Below are 14,208 nucleotides of genomic sequence, written 5' to 3' on the forward strand. Positions count from 1 at the left end.
CGCGTCGGGACGATGCGGGGTGAATGAGCCGAGTCTGCATCACTTCCGGCAAATGCACAATCGATTGTGCAAATTTGTCCTCGCCGTGGGATCGATCGTTAGGATCGACCGAGGAGGGGAGGCATCCGATGGTCGCCACACGCCCGCCGACGCTGCAGGATGTCGCCGACCGCTCGGGAGTCTCCCGGGGAACCGCCTCGCGGGCGCTCTCCGGCGGGGGTCGCGTCTCGGCTGAGACGCGTGCTCGAGTCGCCGCGGTGGCCGCGGAGCTGAACTTCACCACGAACAGCGCCGCGAGGAACCTCCGCCGCGCGCGCGCCGGCTCGATCGGCCTCTGGTTGCCGCAGGGCCTGCGCTTCATGGACTACTACATGAACTTCACCTTCGGCGTGGTCGAGGCGACCAACGACCGCGAGCTCACCGTCTCGCTGATCCCCGGGGACTTCCCTCCCGAGCGGGCACGCAGCCTGCACGTCGACGGCTTCGTGATGGCCGACGTCGACAGCCAGGACACGCTCGCCCGCGCCATCCTCACCACCGGGAAGCCGGTCGTCACCTCGGAACTCGTACCGCCCGGCATGCCGGAACCGACCGCCTCGGTGATGGCCGACCACGCCGCCGCGACCCGACTGCTCCTCGACCGGCTGCGCGACGGCGGCGCCGCCTCGATCGTGGTCCTCATCCCCGACATCGACCAGATGTGGGTGCAGGCCGTGCACGAGGCCGCAGCCGCCTGGTCCGAGGAGCAGGCGGTCGAGCTCTCGTTCCTGCCCCTCGTCGGCGTGCCGAGCGCGACCGAGCTGCGCCGCATCGTCGACGGGCTCATGGCGGCCCGACCCGACGTCGACGCCATCGTCTGCGTGCCCGACGGCCTCGGCGTCGGCATCCTCTCGACCCTGCAGGAACTCGGCCACGCCGTGCCGGACGACATCCAGATCGTCTCCTACGTCGACGGCGCGACGCTGCCGATCGTGCAGCCGCCCATCAGCGCCCTGGACCTGCGGCCCCGCGAGGCCGGTCGCCGCGCCGGTGACCTGCTGGTCTCGCTGCTCGAGGGGGCCCCGCCCGCGGCGGAGGCGGGTGCGGTGGCGACCATCGTCGAGACGTTCGACCTCGCGTACCACGAGCGCGGCTCGACCCGGCAGCGCGGGGACGCCGCCGGGCGGTGACCCGTGGGCCGGCCGCGCGCGGCCGGCCGTCGCCGCCGCCGATCAGGTTCCCTGACGGCCGCCGCTCACCGCCACCCGAGCGCCGGCGCCACGTGCGTCAGGAGCGACTCGAGCACGTGCGCGTTGTAGTCGACGCCGAGCTGGTTGGGCACCGTGAGCAGCAGGGTGTCGGCGGCGGCGATCGCCTCGTCCTCGCGCAGCTGCTCGATGAGCACATCGGGTTCGGCGGCGTAGCTGCGGCCGAAGACGGCGCGGAAGTCGTCGATCACGCCGAACTGGTCGGACTCGTCGCGCTGGCCGCCGCCGAAGTAGGCGCGGTCCATGTCGTTCACGATGGCGAAGATCGAGCGGCTCACCGAGACGCGCGGCTCGCGCTCGTGCCCGGCCTCGGCCCAGGCGGCGCGGTACGCCTCGATCTGCTTGCGCTGCTGCACGTGGAAGGGCTCGCCCGATTCATCCTCCTTGAGCGTCGAGCTCATGAGGTTCATGCCCTGCTCGGCCGCCCACACGGCGGTCGAGTCGGACCCGGCGCCCCACCAGATGCGGTCGCGCAGGCCGGGCGACTGCGGCTGGATGCCGAGCGGCCCCGGGTGCGGGTTCGGGAACATGGGGCGCGGGTTCGGTTCGGCGAACCGTGCGCCGTCGATGACCTTCAGGAACACCCCGGTGTTGTTGCGTGCGACGTCGGCCATGGTCGAGCCCTCGGGCGCTTCGTAGCCGAAGTAGCGGTAGCCCTCGATCACCTGCTCGGGTGACCCGCGCGAGACGCCGAGCTGCAGCCGGCCGCCCGCGATCAGGTCGGCCGCGCCGGCATCCTCGGCCATGTACAGCGGGTTCTCGTAGCGCATGTCGATCACGCCCGTGCCGAGCTCGATGCGACTCGTCTTCGCCCCCGCCGCCGCGAGGAGGGGGAACGGGCTGGCGAGCTGGTTCGCGTAGTGGTGCACGCGGAAGTAGGCGCCGTCGGCACCGACCTCCTCGGCCGCGACCGCGAGGTCGATCGACTGGAGCAGCACGTCGGACGCCGATCGCGTCTTCGAGCCGGGGGAGTTCGACCAGTGGCCGAACGAGAGGAAACCGATGCGCTTCATACAGGGATCCAACGCTGGGCGCGGCGAGGCATTCCGTCGTGGGGTCGGCGGGCGCGATCGAATCGGACCACGATAGTCGGGTCCGTTCCCTGCGCGATGAGCAGGCTGGAGGTCGAAAGGGGGTCGCCGTGATCGGAGCGTTGAACCGGCTCGTCGAGGTCGTCGAGGAGCACCTCACCGGCGAGATCGACCTCGGCGGCGTGGCGAGCGACGTCGGCACGACGGAGTACCACCTGCGCCGGATGTTCTCGTCGCTCGCCGGCATGCCGTTGTCGGAGTACATCCGGCGGCGGCGGATGACCGTCGCGGCATCCGACGTGCTCGAGGGCCGCGACCTGCTGGATGTCGCGGTGCGCTTCGGGTACGGGTCGACCGAGGCCTTCACTCGCGCGTTCCGCGCGGTGCACGGCGTCGGCCCCGGTGACGTGCGCCGAGACGGCGGCCCCCTTCGCAGTCAACCGCAGCTCAGGTTCCGCCTGACCATCGAAGGGAACACCACCATGGACACTCGCATCGTCGACCGACCGGCCTTCCGACTCGTGGGCCACGCCGCGCGCGTGCCGCTCATCCACGACGGACCGAACCCGCACATCCAGGCGCACATCGCCTCCCTCTCGCCGGAGGAGCACCTGCGACTGAAGGCGCTGGGCGATACCGAACCGGCGGGGCTGCTGCAGGTCAGCGACGACGTCGACCCCGACTACGCCGAGGGCAGCGAGCTGACGTACCTGCACGGCGTCGCCGTCGACGAGGGCACCGCTTTGCCCGACGACCTCGATGCCATCGAGGTGCCGGCGGGCGCATGGGCGGTGTTCCGCTCGTCCGGCCCGTATCCGGAGGCACTGCAGGCGACGTGGGCGGCGACGGCCGCGGACTGGTTCCCGTCGAACCCGTGGCGGCTCCGACCCGGCCCGTCGATGGTCGCCGTGCTCGAGCGTGCCGAGGACTTCAGCACCGCGACCACCGAACTGTGGTTGCCGGTCGAGCGGGCCTGACGAGAACCGAGGGGCGGTGCGGATGGCGCGGCCGCGCGCAGTGGTGCGTGCCCGCTGGGCGCGGTCGAGTTCCGACTCGCGCGGCCCGTACGCATGCCCACTGCGACGCGCTGCGGCGACCGCGCGAACGACCGGGGTGAGCACGATCCAGGAGGCTTGGGGCGGGCGTCGCGTCACCGATGTCCGAGCAGCAGGCCACGTCCGCAAGGATGAGGATCCGCCGTGCGACCTCCTGGGCCGGCGGGATTCAGCCCGTCGCCTCGTCCCGCGGCGGGTTGTGCATGAACTCGAAGCGGATCCCGTTGTCGTCCTCGACGAACGACGCGTAGTAGCGGTCGTTGAAGCGCGGGTAGGGCTTGGGGTCGCGGACGGCCGTCCACCCGGCGTCCATCGCGATCGCGTGCAGTCGATCGACCTCGTCGCGCGAGTCCACGGCGAACGCGAGGTGCTGCCAGCCGACCCGGCCGTGCCGGTGCGGCCCAGTGCCGCGCTCCCGGGCAGGGAGCAGGACCAGCTCCTCCCTGCCCCTGTACCAGGACACCCCGTTGTCGGCGTCGAGCCGCGTGCAGCCGAGGGCCGTCATCACGGGATCGAACTGAGCGAGCGAACGGGAGAGGTCCTCGACGCTGATGCTGACGTGGTCGAAAAGGGCCATCCGGCCAGCCTAACGAGGCGCGAGTCGCGCCCGCTTCCCCGGAGGCCCTGCCCAGTAGACTCGCCCCACTGAGCGGCGCGGCGGCCGCGCTGAGCGCACCGGGGGTTGTGTTCGTGAGTGACGACGTCGGGACGACGGCTTCGCGTCCGTTCGCGTCGCGCCCAGCAGGGGCCGACGGCGGCGCGTCGAGCGCCGGATCGCCGACGGCACCTGGTCGGTCGCATCCGCGCGCCTGGTCGTGGCTGATGATCGCGACGTGGGTGTTCTGCATCCTGATCACGGCGACGCTGCTGTGGAGCCCGTACGTCGCGTTCGGGTTCCCGAACCGGTCGCTGCATCTCGTGCTCGACTCGATCGACGGCTTCGTGGCGCTGCTCGTGGCCTACCTGCTGCACAACCGCTTCGTGCGCCGGCGCCGGCTGCAGGACTGGCTGCTGTGCGAGGGGCTCGTGCTGCTCGGCCTGGCGGGGCTCATCGTCACCTACCTGATCGAGGACGTCGCCGGCATCCGCGACGGACGCCTGAACGTCTGGGTGCCGCTGACCGTGCGGGTCATCGGGGCGGTGCTGGTGCTCGCCGCCGCGCTCGCCGGGGACCGCCTCGGCCCGCGACGGCTCCGCTCCTGGTCGCTCGCGGCGCCCGTGCTCCTGATCCTCGTCGTCGCCGCGGCCGGGTGGGCGGCGTCCAGCGGACTGCCGGTCGCGCTGGGCGATGACTTCTCCGCGAACTCCGCGGTGGCGCCCGTCCTGGCGGGGCATCCGCTGCTGCTCACCGGGCAGGCGATCGGGGCGATCTCCTTCCTCGTCGCCTCGATCATCGTGGCGCGGCAAACGGCGCGCCGGAACGACGAGCTCCTGCGGTGGCTCGCGCCGGCAGCGACGCTGGCCGGGTTCGCGCGGCTGAACTACCTGCTCTACCCGTCGCTCTACACCGACTGGCTCTACACGGGCGACGTGCTGCGCACCGCCTGCTACGTCCTGCTGCTCGTGGGCGCGCTCCGGGAACTGCAGCTGTACTGGATCGCGCAGACCCAGGTCGCGGTCGTCGAGGACCGCCGCCGCCTCGCACGTGAGCTGCACGACGGCGTGATGCAGGAGCTCGCGTACATCCGCGTCGAGTCGGCGATGCTGCCCGATGCGGCCGCGTCGAAGAAGCAGATCACGGATGCCGCGGTGCGCGCGCTCGACGAGGCGAGGGCCGCGGTGAGTGCACTCGGCAGCGTGGACGACGAGCCGCTCGGGTACGTGCTCCACCGTGCGGCGCGCGAGCTCGCCGCCCGTTACGACGTGCGCCTGGAGGTCGACGTGGACGACTCGATCGCAGCCGACCGCGACCAGCGGCACGCGCTCGTGCGGATCATGCGCGAGGCCGTGGTCAACGCCGTGCGCCACGGCGACGCGCGACTCGTGCGCGTGCGCCTGGTCGGAACCGACGGCGCGCGGCGGCTCACCATCGAGGACGACGGTGCGGGCTTCGCGGTCGACGCGGGCGCGTCGTCGGGCGGGTACGGGCTGGTCAGCATGCGCGACCGGGCGAAGGGCCTGCCCGGGTCGATGCGGATCGAGTCCGCCCCCGGTGAGGGAAGCACGGTGATCGTGACGTGGTAGCCGAGTCGATCACCGTCGTGCTCGCCGACGACCATGCGGCGATGCGGTCCGTCGTGCGCCGGGGGCTCGAATCGGGCGGATGCCGCGTCGTCGGCGACGCCGCCACCGCCGACGAGGCCGTCGAGCTCGTGATCGAGCACCGTCCCGATGTGGCGCTCCTCGACATCCACATGCCCGGCAACGGCATCCGCGCCGCCGAGGCGATCAGCCGCGCAGTCCCGACCACGGCGATCGTCATGCTGACCCAGTCGCGCGAGGACGACGACCTGTTCGACTCGCTGCGGGCCGGCGCGGCCGGGTACCTGCTGAAGGATGCCGCGCCGCAGTCGCTCTCCGACACCCTCCGCGGCGTCCTGGCGGGCGAGGCGGCGATGCCGCCGGCCCTGGTGGCGCGGATCCTCGACGAGTTCCGTGGCCCTGCGCGACGCCGGTTCGGACGGGGCTCCGCGGCCGCGTCGAAGCTGAGCACTCGGGAGTGGGAGGTCATGGACCTGCTCCGGCGGGGCGAGAGCACCGACGACGTCGCGGCCCGGCTGTTCCTGTCGCCGACGACGGTGCGCGTGCACGTGTCGTCCGTCCTGCGGAAGCTGGCGGTCACCGACCGCGCGAGCGCGTTCCGCCTGCTCGAGGAGTAGCGACGCCGATGGCCCCGGAGGCGTCTCCGGGGCCATCGATCGTGGGGGCAGGTGCGACGCGACCTACTTCAGCATGAAGCCCGCGGTGATGGAGGATCCGTCCTTGGTGGTCATGGTGACCAGGTAGCAGGCGCCGGGCTTCTTCGGGGTCGCCCAGTTCTGGACGAACTGGCCGCCGGTGGCGTCGTACCGCAGCGCGGTGCCGCCGGTGGTCGTGAACTCGATCGCATCAGTCAGGGCATCGGCGCCGGGGCAGAGCGTCGGCGTCGCGGTGAACCGGTCGACCACTGCGGTGTCGGTGAGCTCCGTGGCGCCGGCGAACACCTCGAACTTCAGCGGCACCGTGCTCCCGCCCTTGACCGTGTTCCAGGTGCGGCCCATGTCGACCGGGGCGGTGAAGCCGGCGAGCGTCCAGCTCAGGACCGTGTACGAGAGTTCCGCCGTCGCCACGTTGCCCGCCCTGTCGGTCGCGGTCGCGGTCAGGGTGTGCGATCCGACGGCCGGGCTGTACCCGGTGACGACGCACGAGGCGAGACCCGAGAGCGCGTCGGATCCGTCGCAGGCCGGGACGGCCGGCACCTGGCCGAAGTAGTAGGACGAGCCGAACCCGCCCGCGAACCCGACCTGCGGCTTCGTCAGGTCGACGTTGAGGCCCGAGACCGTGTCGGTGGCGGTGTTGCCGGCCCAGTCGACCGCCGTGCCCGTGACCGTCTGGTTCGCACCCTCGAGCACGACGGCGTTCGGCCCGCAGGACTGGATGCCGGACCCGGTGCCGTCGTCGCAGGAGAACGTCACGCTCACCGGCGTCTTGTACCAGCCGTTCGCGTTGGCGGCGGCGGGGTCGAGCACGTGTCCGATGGTCGGCGCGCCGGTGTCGACGACGGTGTAGGTCACCGAGGCCGTGTCAGCGGCGAGCCCGCCGAGGTCGGTGTAGTCGCAGGTGGCGGTCTGCGTGCCGATGCCGTGCACCAGCGTGTTCGAGAGGGTCGCGGGGAACGAACTCGGGCCGTCCTCGGCGTCCGTCACCGCACACGTGGCCGCCGGCACCGAGCCGATCTCGTACTCCTGCGCCGAGACGCCTTGGACCACGACGGTCGGCTTCGTGTTGGTCGGCTGCGACTGGGTCACCACGATCGGGATCGACACCAGGTTGTGGTACAGCCCGCCCCCGGCGGGTCCGGAGATGATCGTCGCCGTGGCGTTGCCGCTGACTGCGTTCGACGCGGCGGAGAACGTGACGGTGAAGTCGACGCCGCAGTCCGTGATCTCGAGCGGATCCGGGTTCGCGGTGATGCCCGCGGGAGTGACGATGTCGAGCTTGAGCGGAGCGTCCCCGCTGTCGATATTGCAGCCGGAATCTGGGTCGCCTCCCATGCCGCCCCCGCCTCCCGCGCTGTTCCCGATGAGACGGATTTGGGCACTCTGCGTCGCAGAGCTTCCGGCGACGAGCGTCAGCGGGGCATCCGTCGCCTCGATCGAATCGGCGATCGTGTCGGCGTGGGCCACGAGGCTGCTGCCGAAGACAGCGGCGATGGTGAGGAGGGCGCCCGCGGTGGTCATGCCAGCGCGCTTCAGGCTTCGATTCATGGGCTCGTTCTGCTCTCTGGTCCGTCCGGCGAGCCCCATGCCGGAGCGGCCGTCCATTCGACGGTATGGATCGCCGCACGCCCCTGGAACAGGTCGCGCGTTCAAATCCCTGAACATGGACCCGAACGGGGGGCAGGGCAGTAGGCCGAGCTGAGATCCATGACCCGCCTCGGAGTCCGACCTGATCCACCTCCGACGAGGGCGGGCCGAGGCGACGGTCTCCACATCGGGCGCGCACTGCCCGATGTGCTCGGCGGCGCATGCGTGGGTCGACGTCGGCCGGATCGTGTTCGTCGCGTCGGCGGAGCAGATCGCGGGCTGGCGGCGCGACCTCGGCGCGGAGCCCGCCGCCGTGAGCGTCCTGTCGATCGGAGTCGTCGCGCCGGGCCTGCAGGTCGAAGGTCCGGTCGAGCAGCTCGTTCCCGACGTGCGGGCGCTCATCGAACGGGCGGCCGGCTGAGCACCGAGCGGATCGATCAGCGCTCGGCCGCAGCGGGCGAGGTCCAGTCCATCAGGACGTCGAGGAACCGCTGCGGCTGCTCGAGCGACGGGAGATGCGCGACATCGGGCCAGTCGATGCGCCGGGCGCCGGCGATGCCCGCGATCACGCGACCCGCGGCGTCCTGCGTCGTCTCGAGATCGTGGCCGCCGACCAGCACCAGCGTTCGAGTGGTCAGCTCCGACAGGCGATCGAGTGCCGGCGGTTCGAGTTCCACCTCGGACGCGTTGCCCTGCCATGATGCGGCGATGTCGAACGTCCGGCGCTGCATGGTCCGCACCGCTCCGATGACGTCCGGGTCGACCTCGGTGACCTCGCGCCCGGAGCCGACGACCCAGGCGTCGATGTTCGCCTCGACCGCCGCGTCGAGGTCTCCACGGGCGAGCGCGTGCTCCTCCGCGTCGACGAAGGCCCTGAGGTCGGGGGTCAGGGTGGCGAGCAGGCTCCCGCCGGGCGGGCACAGGAGCAGCGACTCGACGAGCTCTGAAGCGGTCAGGGCCACTTCGACCGCGACCCCGGCTCCGAACGACGCCCCGACCAGGTGGCAGCGTTCGATCCCGAGATGACGGAGCGTCTCGAGCACGTCTGCGACGTGCGACCATTCGGCGTCAGGCTCGGTCGTGGTCGAGCCGAACCCGCGCAGGTCGAGGCGCACCGCTGGGCGCACGGACTCGAGGTGCGCCCACTGGGGGTCCCACATGCGCCGATCGGCGATGCCGGCGTGGATCAGCACGATGGGTGTGCCCGGGGTCGCGATGCGATCGAACGTGATGCCCGATGGGGTCGCGCCGGTGACGCGCTCGCGGTCGAACGGGCCGTCGACACCCGGGCGCGCGTTCACGGTTCCCCATGCTAGTGGCGGCCCACGGGCGCGGAGCGGGCTACTCGACGAGCTTGCCGACCGTCGACACTTCGCGCATGAGCGCCGCGATCTCCTCCGGGATCGGGGGGATCGACTCGCGGGTCACGCCCGTGGTCGGGGACCAGACGAGGTTGACCTGCAGGTCGGCATCCGTCTCGGGGTAGTCGGAGCGGTTGTGGCATCCGCGGGTCTCGCGTCGTTCGAGGGCGGCCTCGAGGGTCGCGCGGGCGGCGAGCGCCGCCGACTTGAGGTCGAACGCGTGCGCGAGGTCCTGGTAGCCGGCGAGGTCGGGGTGCACGCCGATGTCGGCCATGCGGGCCTCGATCGCGTCGAGCTCGGCGAGGCCGGTGAGCAGGCCCTGTTCGTCGCGGACCACGCCGGCGTGCTCGGTCATGGTGTTCCGGATGGCGCGCTGCAGTGCGCGGACGTTCTCCGGGCCATCCGCTGCCAGCAGGTCGTCGATCTCGGCGCGCGCCGCCCGCACCGCGGCCGCCGAGCGCTGCTGCGCGGTGAGCCCGCGCGAGTACCCCGCCGCGGCCTGGCCGACGATGCGGCCGAACACGAGCAGCTCGATGAGCGAGTTGCCGCCGAGGCGGTTCGCGCCGTGCAGGCCGGAGGAGGCCTCGCCGATCGCGTAGAGGCCCGGCACGTCGGTGCCGTGGTCGTCGGGCCGCACCCAGACGCCGCCCATCGAGTAGTGGGCGGTGGGCGCGATCTCGATGGGCTCCTTCGTGATGTCGCGCATCTGCAGCTCGAGCATGGTCTGGTACACGCGGGGGAGGCGCTGCATGATCGTCTCGCGGGGCAGGTGCGAGACATCCAGCCAGACACCGCCATTGGGGGTGCCGCGGCCCTCCTTGATCTCGGTGTAGGCGGCGAGCGCGACGCGGTCGCGCGTGGAGAGCTCCATCCGCTCCGGGTCGTACTTCGCCATGAAGCGCTCGCCGAGGGCGTTGGTGAGGATGCCGCCCTCGCCGCGGGCCGCCTCGCTGATGAGGGTGCCGGCGGCGTTCTCGGGCTCGAGGATGCCCGACGGGTGGAACTGCACGAGCTCGGGGTCGCGCACCCGTCCACCGGCCTCGACGGCGAGGCGCCACGAGTCGCCGGTGTTCTCGTCGCGGCGCGACGACGTGCGCCGCCAGATGCGGTTGTGGCCGCCGGCGGCGAGGACGACCGCGTCGGCGTGGATGAGGTAGCGGGTGCCGTCCTCGAGGTCGAAGCCGTAGGCGCCGAAGACCGCGCCGTCGTCGTTCACGAGGATGCGCGTGACGTAGACCGTGTCGAGGATCGGCACGCCGAGCTGCGCGGCCCGGTTCACGAGCGTGCGCTGGATCTCGAGGCCCGTGTAGTCGCCCGCGAACGCGGTGCGGCGGAAGGTGTGCGCGCCGAAGAAGCGCTGCGAGATGCGCCCGTCCTCCTCGCGGGCGAACGGCATGCCGTACCGCTCGAGGTCCAGGATGCCGCGGGCCGCGCCCTTGGTCACGGTCTCGACCGTGCGCGGGTCGGCGAGGAGGTAGCTCTCCTTCAAGGTGTCGGCGGCGTGCTGCTGCCAGCTGTCGTCGGCGTCCATGGTGCCGAGGGCCGCGTTGATGCCGCCGGCCGCGAGCGAGGTGTGCGCGTCGGACTTCGCGCGCTTGCCCAGCGCGAGCACGTCGACGCCGGCCTCGGCGAGTTCGATGGCGGCGCGCAGGCCCGACCCGCCCGTGCCGATGACGAGGACGGTCGTGGAGATCTGGCGCTCGGAAGCGGTGCTGGCTGCGGTGGTCATGCGTTCCACGGTAGGTTCGCGGCACGGATGCGTCCAATGCATCTTCCGACTGAATACGATGCACTCGCGCTATCGAACATGTACGCTACCGCCATGAACCTCGAGCAGCTCCGGTCGTTCGTCGAGGTCGCGCGGTTCGGCAACTTCACGCGCGCCGCCGAGGAGCTCTACCTCGCCCAGCCCTCGCTGAGCCGCCAGATCGCGGCGCTCGAGCAGGACCTGGGTAGCGAGCTCTTCCACCGCGCCCGCGGCGGCTCGACGCTGACTGTCGCGGGGGAGTCCCTGCTCCCGCTCGCCCGGCGCATGCTCGCCGACGCCGAGTCGGTGCGACGCGAACTCGCCGAACTCGCGGGCCTCGAGCGCGGCCGCGTGCGGCTCGGCGCGACACCCACGCTCTGCATCAGCCTCGTCGCAGAGGTGCTCAGCACCTTCCACGCCGAGCACCCGGCCATCGAGCTGCACCTCTCGGAGCAGGGCTCGCGACGGCTGCTCGACGAGCTCGCCGGCGGCGAGCTCGACCTCGCGCTCGTGACGACGACGGATGCCACGGCCCCGGGCCGATTCACGGTGACCCCGTTGCTCGTCGAGGAGCTCGTCGTCGTGTCATCCGCTGCCGCACCGCCGGTCACCGACCGCGACACGATCTCGCTCACGGAGGTCGCGCGGCTGCCGCAGGTCGTCTTCAGTTCGACCTACGACCTGCGGGCCGCGACGGATGCCGCGTTCCGGGTGGCGTCGCTCGAACCGGACGTCGTGCTCGAGGGTGCCGAGATGGACGCGGTGCTGCGGTTCGTCGAGCGCGGGCTCGGCGTCGCGATCGTTCCGGCGCTCGTGCTCATCGACCGGCCCGAGCTGCGCTCGGTGCGGCTCGGTGAGCGCGCACTCGACCGCACGATCAGCCTGGCGCGGCCGGCCGACGTCGCAGCGACCGCGGCCGTCGAGGTCATGCGGCGGACGATCGCGGCGGAGGCGACGGCGTTCGCGGCACGAGCGGGGGAGACCATGCGGGTGGCGACCTGACCATTGCAGTGGACAGAGCGGATGCCGCGGGGCGAACCCCGCGGCATCCGCTGCTGATCGGCGATCAGCGATCGGCGGTCACGGCGCGGTGCAGGTCACGCCCGAGCACTGCGGCTCCGTGAGGTTGCCCGCGGCCTTGTTGCCTCCGCCGTCGGTCGAGGCGACGGCCACGATGCCCTGGCCCGCGTTGTCCACCGCGGTGTTCTTCACGACGAGGCTGTTCGCCACGAGGAGCCCCGCGCCGCCGTTCGCCCAGCTCGCGTTCTGCGAGAGCGTCGTCCCGGACGTCTCGTTCCTCACGACGATGCCGTCGCTCCAGCTGGCGCTCACGCGGTTCTGCGTGAACGACGTGCCGGTCGCCCACCCGAAGGCCGCGAGTCCGTGCTGGCTCGAGCCGGTCACGACGTTGCGCGACACCGCGTTGTCCTGCGATCCGTCGGCGACCGAGATGCCCCACGTGTTGCCGTCGACGGTGTTCTGCGTGACGGTGTTGCCTGTGCTCAGGCCGAGGCGCACGCCGTCGCGACCGTTCGCCGAGACGGTGTTCTTCGCGACGAGGTGCTGGCCGCCACCGGCGAGGTTGACGCCCTGGTCGTTGGCAGAGACGGTGAGCTTGCTCACGGTGGCTCCCCACGACTGGTCGAGGACGACGCCCGCCTGGAATCCGGTCACCGTGCCGTGGGTCACCGTGACGCCGGTGCGGCCTGCCGCGCGGACGGCGGCCCACGGTGTCGCGTACGCTCCGGGACCCGAGATGGCGTGACCGCCGAGGTCGAGGGTGACGCCGTCGGCCCCGATGACGAGCCCGTCGGAGGAGTCGTCGCAGACGAGGTCGGCGGTCAGCACGGTGTCGACCATGATGACGTCGCCGCATTCCGGCCCGTCGAGCGCCGATGCGGGCGCGCTTCCGACGAGTGCCGCGGTCGCGGCGAGAGCCAGGGCGGATGCCGCGGCGGCGGCCCTGCGTGTGAGGATGGACATTGCGGACCTCTTCCCCTCGCCGTCAGCACCGACGGCGTTCGGTACGGCCCGGCCGGGTCGCGAGGCCAACGCTAGAAGTGCTGATCAGGGCGGTCAAGCGCATCGACCGCGCCGCGGGCGAATGCGCCGCGTACTGGGGGTGCGCGGCAGTGTCTCCCGAGTCGATGGGTCAGTGCGGGCGCCCGCCGCGCCCGCGTTCACATGCCGGGGATCTCGAGCGCCTCCAGCACCTCGATGGTGCCGATCTTCAGGTGCGGGTGGCCGTCCATGAGGGCGACGGCCGCGTCGGCATCCGCCGCTTCGACGACCGAGTAGCCCGCGACATCCGACGATGACGCGGACGCGCCCGACGCGGCCACCGAGCGGCCGTTGCCGACCGGCGAGCCGAAGTCGGCGAGCGCATCGCCGACCTTCCCGACGGGTCGCCGGTTCGGGGTAGGTTACGGGCGTGGCATCCGCATCGCAGCGAGGCATCGCGTGACCGGGTTCGCGTTGCCGACTCCGGGCATCGTGCTCGGCGTCGCCTCCCTCGTGCTGAAGGAGGGCGCCACGATCGACGGGGCGCTCGCGGTCGTGCGTGCGGCCGTCGACGCCGGGGTGGCCGCGATCGACACCGCTCGCGCCTATGCCACGATCGACGACGATGCGGCGGGGGAGCGGATCGCGCAGGCCGCCCGCGTGCAGGCGCCGGGCATCCCGATCATCACCAAGGCCGGGCACTTCCGGCTAGGCCGGGCCGCGTGGGACTCCGACACCAGTGCGGAGCGCGTCCGGGCCGACGCGTTCCGCAGCCGCGAGGTGCTCGGGGCTCCGCCGTCGTTGCTGCTCCTGCACCGCACCGACCGGGTCGACGACCTCGACGCCTCGGTCCGTGAGCTCGCGGCACTCCGCGACGAGGGCGTCGTGCAGACGATCGGCCTGTCGAACGCGACGGTCGAGCAGCTCGACCGAGCTCGTTCGATCACGTCGCTCGACGCCGTCGAGAACCGGTTCGCGCTCGGCATCGACGAGGCGACCGAGTACCGCTACTGCCGTGACGCCGGCATCCCGTTCCTCGCCTATGCGCCGTTCGGCGGGCCGAAGGCCGACCCGCTCGCGACGCACGTGCCGCATGTCGCGGCGATCGCACGCGACCGGGGCGTCTCGGCGCATCGGGCCGCACTCGCGGCGATGCTCGACGCGATGCCGGGCGCCTGGCCGGTCATCGGCTCGACCCGCATCGACTCGGTCCTCGATTCGCTGGCCGCCGTCGACCTCGCCGTCGACGACGAGCTGCGCGCGGCGTTCGTCGGCGACCTCCGGGCGCGCGGCGTCGCCGTCTAGCGGCGCCCCGGCTCCG

The 14,208-nt window shown here is 71.9% G+C and carries 14 protein-coding genes; 7 read left to right on the forward strand and 7 right to left on the reverse strand.

The window, feature by feature from the left end; genetic code table 11:
• Positions 1–128: 128 nt before the first annotated feature.
• A complete protein-coding gene (locus tag ACFVHK_RS09150) occupies positions 129–1,169 on the forward strand; it encodes a LacI family DNA-binding transcriptional regulator (protein ID WP_376928541.1) in 1,041 nt (346 codons plus the stop codon).
• Positions 1,170–1,234: 65 nt separating this feature from the next.
• Here the strand turns inward: ACFVHK_RS09150 and ACFVHK_RS09155 are convergent, their stop codons facing one another.
• Positions 1,235–2,260 carry an LLM class flavin-dependent oxidoreductase gene (locus tag ACFVHK_RS09155; protein WP_376928542.1) on the reverse strand — a complete coding sequence of 342 codons (1,026 nt, stop codon included), beginning with the start codon at positions 2,258–2,260 and terminating at the stop codon, positions 1,235–1,237.
• Positions 2,261–2,388: 128 nt separating this feature from the next.
• Between ACFVHK_RS09155 and ACFVHK_RS09160 the strand changes: the two genes are divergently transcribed.
• Positions 2,389–3,255 carry an AraC family transcriptional regulator gene (locus ACFVHK_RS09160; RefSeq protein WP_376928543.1) on the forward strand — a complete coding sequence of 289 codons (867 nt, stop codon included), beginning with the start codon at positions 2,389–2,391 and terminating at the stop codon, positions 3,253–3,255.
• A 247-nt stretch (positions 3,256–3,502) separates the two neighbouring features.
• On the opposite strand, the gene ACFVHK_RS09165 is transcribed toward ACFVHK_RS09160, so the two are convergent.
• Positions 3,503–3,910: a VOC family protein gene (locus ACFVHK_RS09165; protein WP_376928544.1), complete on the reverse strand. Its 408-nt coding sequence runs from the start codon at positions 3,908–3,910 to the stop codon at positions 3,503–3,505.
• Positions 3,911–4,155: 245 nt separating this feature from the next.
• Between ACFVHK_RS09165 and ACFVHK_RS09170 the strand changes: the two genes are divergently transcribed.
• Both ACFVHK_RS09170 and ACFVHK_RS09175 read left to right on the forward strand, forming a co-directional pair.
• Positions 4,156–5,517, forward strand: a complete 1,362-nt coding sequence (locus ACFVHK_RS09170; RefSeq protein WP_376928545.1) for a sensor histidine kinase — start codon at positions 4,156–4,158, stop codon at positions 5,515–5,517.
• Positions 5,511–6,152 (forward strand): response regulator, encoded by a 642-nt coding sequence (locus tag ACFVHK_RS09175; protein ID WP_376928546.1) that lies wholly within the window; start codon positions 5,511–5,513, stop codon positions 6,150–6,152. The genes ACFVHK_RS09170 and ACFVHK_RS09175 overlap by 7 nt, the downstream gene beginning before the upstream one ends.
• Positions 6,153–6,215: 63 nt before the next feature.
• On the opposite strand, the gene ACFVHK_RS09180 is transcribed toward ACFVHK_RS09175, so the two are convergent.
• The gene (locus ACFVHK_RS09180; RefSeq protein ID WP_376928547.1) at positions 6,216–7,712 is read right to left on the reverse strand and encodes a PxKF domain-containing protein; all 1,497 of its coding nucleotides are present in this window, start codon (positions 7,710–7,712) and stop codon (positions 6,216–6,218) included.
• A 271-nt stretch (positions 7,713–7,983) separates the two neighbouring features.
• Between ACFVHK_RS09180 and ACFVHK_RS09185 the strand changes: the two genes are divergently transcribed.
• Positions 7,984–8,199: a hypothetical protein gene (locus tag ACFVHK_RS09185; protein WP_376928548.1), complete on the forward strand. Its 216-nt coding sequence runs from the start codon at positions 7,984–7,986 to the stop codon at positions 8,197–8,199.
• 16 nt (positions 8,200–8,215) lie between these two features.
• Here the strand turns inward: ACFVHK_RS09185 and ACFVHK_RS09190 are convergent, their stop codons facing one another.
• Both ACFVHK_RS09190 and ACFVHK_RS09195 read right to left on the reverse strand, forming a co-directional pair.
• The gene (locus ACFVHK_RS09190; protein ID WP_376928549.1) at positions 8,216–9,079 is read right to left on the reverse strand and encodes an alpha/beta fold hydrolase; all 864 of its coding nucleotides are present in this window, start codon (positions 9,077–9,079) and stop codon (positions 8,216–8,218) included.
• 40 nt (positions 9,080–9,119) lie between these two features.
• On the reverse strand, positions 9,120–10,868 hold the full coding sequence (locus ACFVHK_RS09195; RefSeq protein ID WP_376928550.1) for an L-aspartate oxidase: 1,749 nt from the start codon (positions 10,866–10,868) through the stop codon (positions 9,120–9,122).
• A gap of 93 nt (positions 10,869–10,961) precedes the next feature.
• Between ACFVHK_RS09195 and ACFVHK_RS09200 the strand changes: the two genes are divergently transcribed.
• Positions 10,962–11,888, forward strand: a complete 927-nt coding sequence (locus ACFVHK_RS09200) for a LysR family transcriptional regulator (protein WP_376928551.1) — start codon at positions 10,962–10,964, stop codon at positions 11,886–11,888.
• A gap of 78 nt (positions 11,889–11,966) precedes the next feature.
• On the opposite strand, the gene ACFVHK_RS09205 is transcribed toward ACFVHK_RS09200, so the two are convergent.
• Positions 11,967–12,869 carry a right-handed parallel beta-helix repeat-containing protein gene (locus ACFVHK_RS09205; RefSeq protein ID WP_376928552.1) on the reverse strand — a complete coding sequence of 301 codons (903 nt, stop codon included), beginning with the start codon at positions 12,867–12,869 and terminating at the stop codon, positions 11,967–11,969.
• A 197-nt stretch (positions 12,870–13,066) separates the two neighbouring features.
• Positions 13,067–13,228, reverse strand: a complete 162-nt coding sequence (locus tag ACFVHK_RS09210; RefSeq protein ID WP_376928553.1) for a hypothetical protein — start codon at positions 13,226–13,228, stop codon at positions 13,067–13,069.
• A 118-nt stretch (positions 13,229–13,346) separates the two neighbouring features.
• Here ACFVHK_RS09210 and ACFVHK_RS09215 point away from each other — a divergent pair, with 118 nt between their 5' ends.
• Positions 13,347–14,192: an aldo/keto reductase gene (locus ACFVHK_RS09215; protein ID WP_376928554.1), complete on the forward strand. Its 846-nt coding sequence runs from the start codon at positions 13,347–13,349 to the stop codon at positions 14,190–14,192.
• Positions 14,193–14,208 lie beyond the last annotated feature (16 nt).

The sequence above is a fragment of the Agromyces binzhouensis genome (genome assembly GCF_042672355.1).
Taxonomy (GTDB): domain Bacteria; phylum Actinomycetota; class Actinomycetes; order Actinomycetales; family Microbacteriaceae; genus Agromyces; species Agromyces binzhouensis.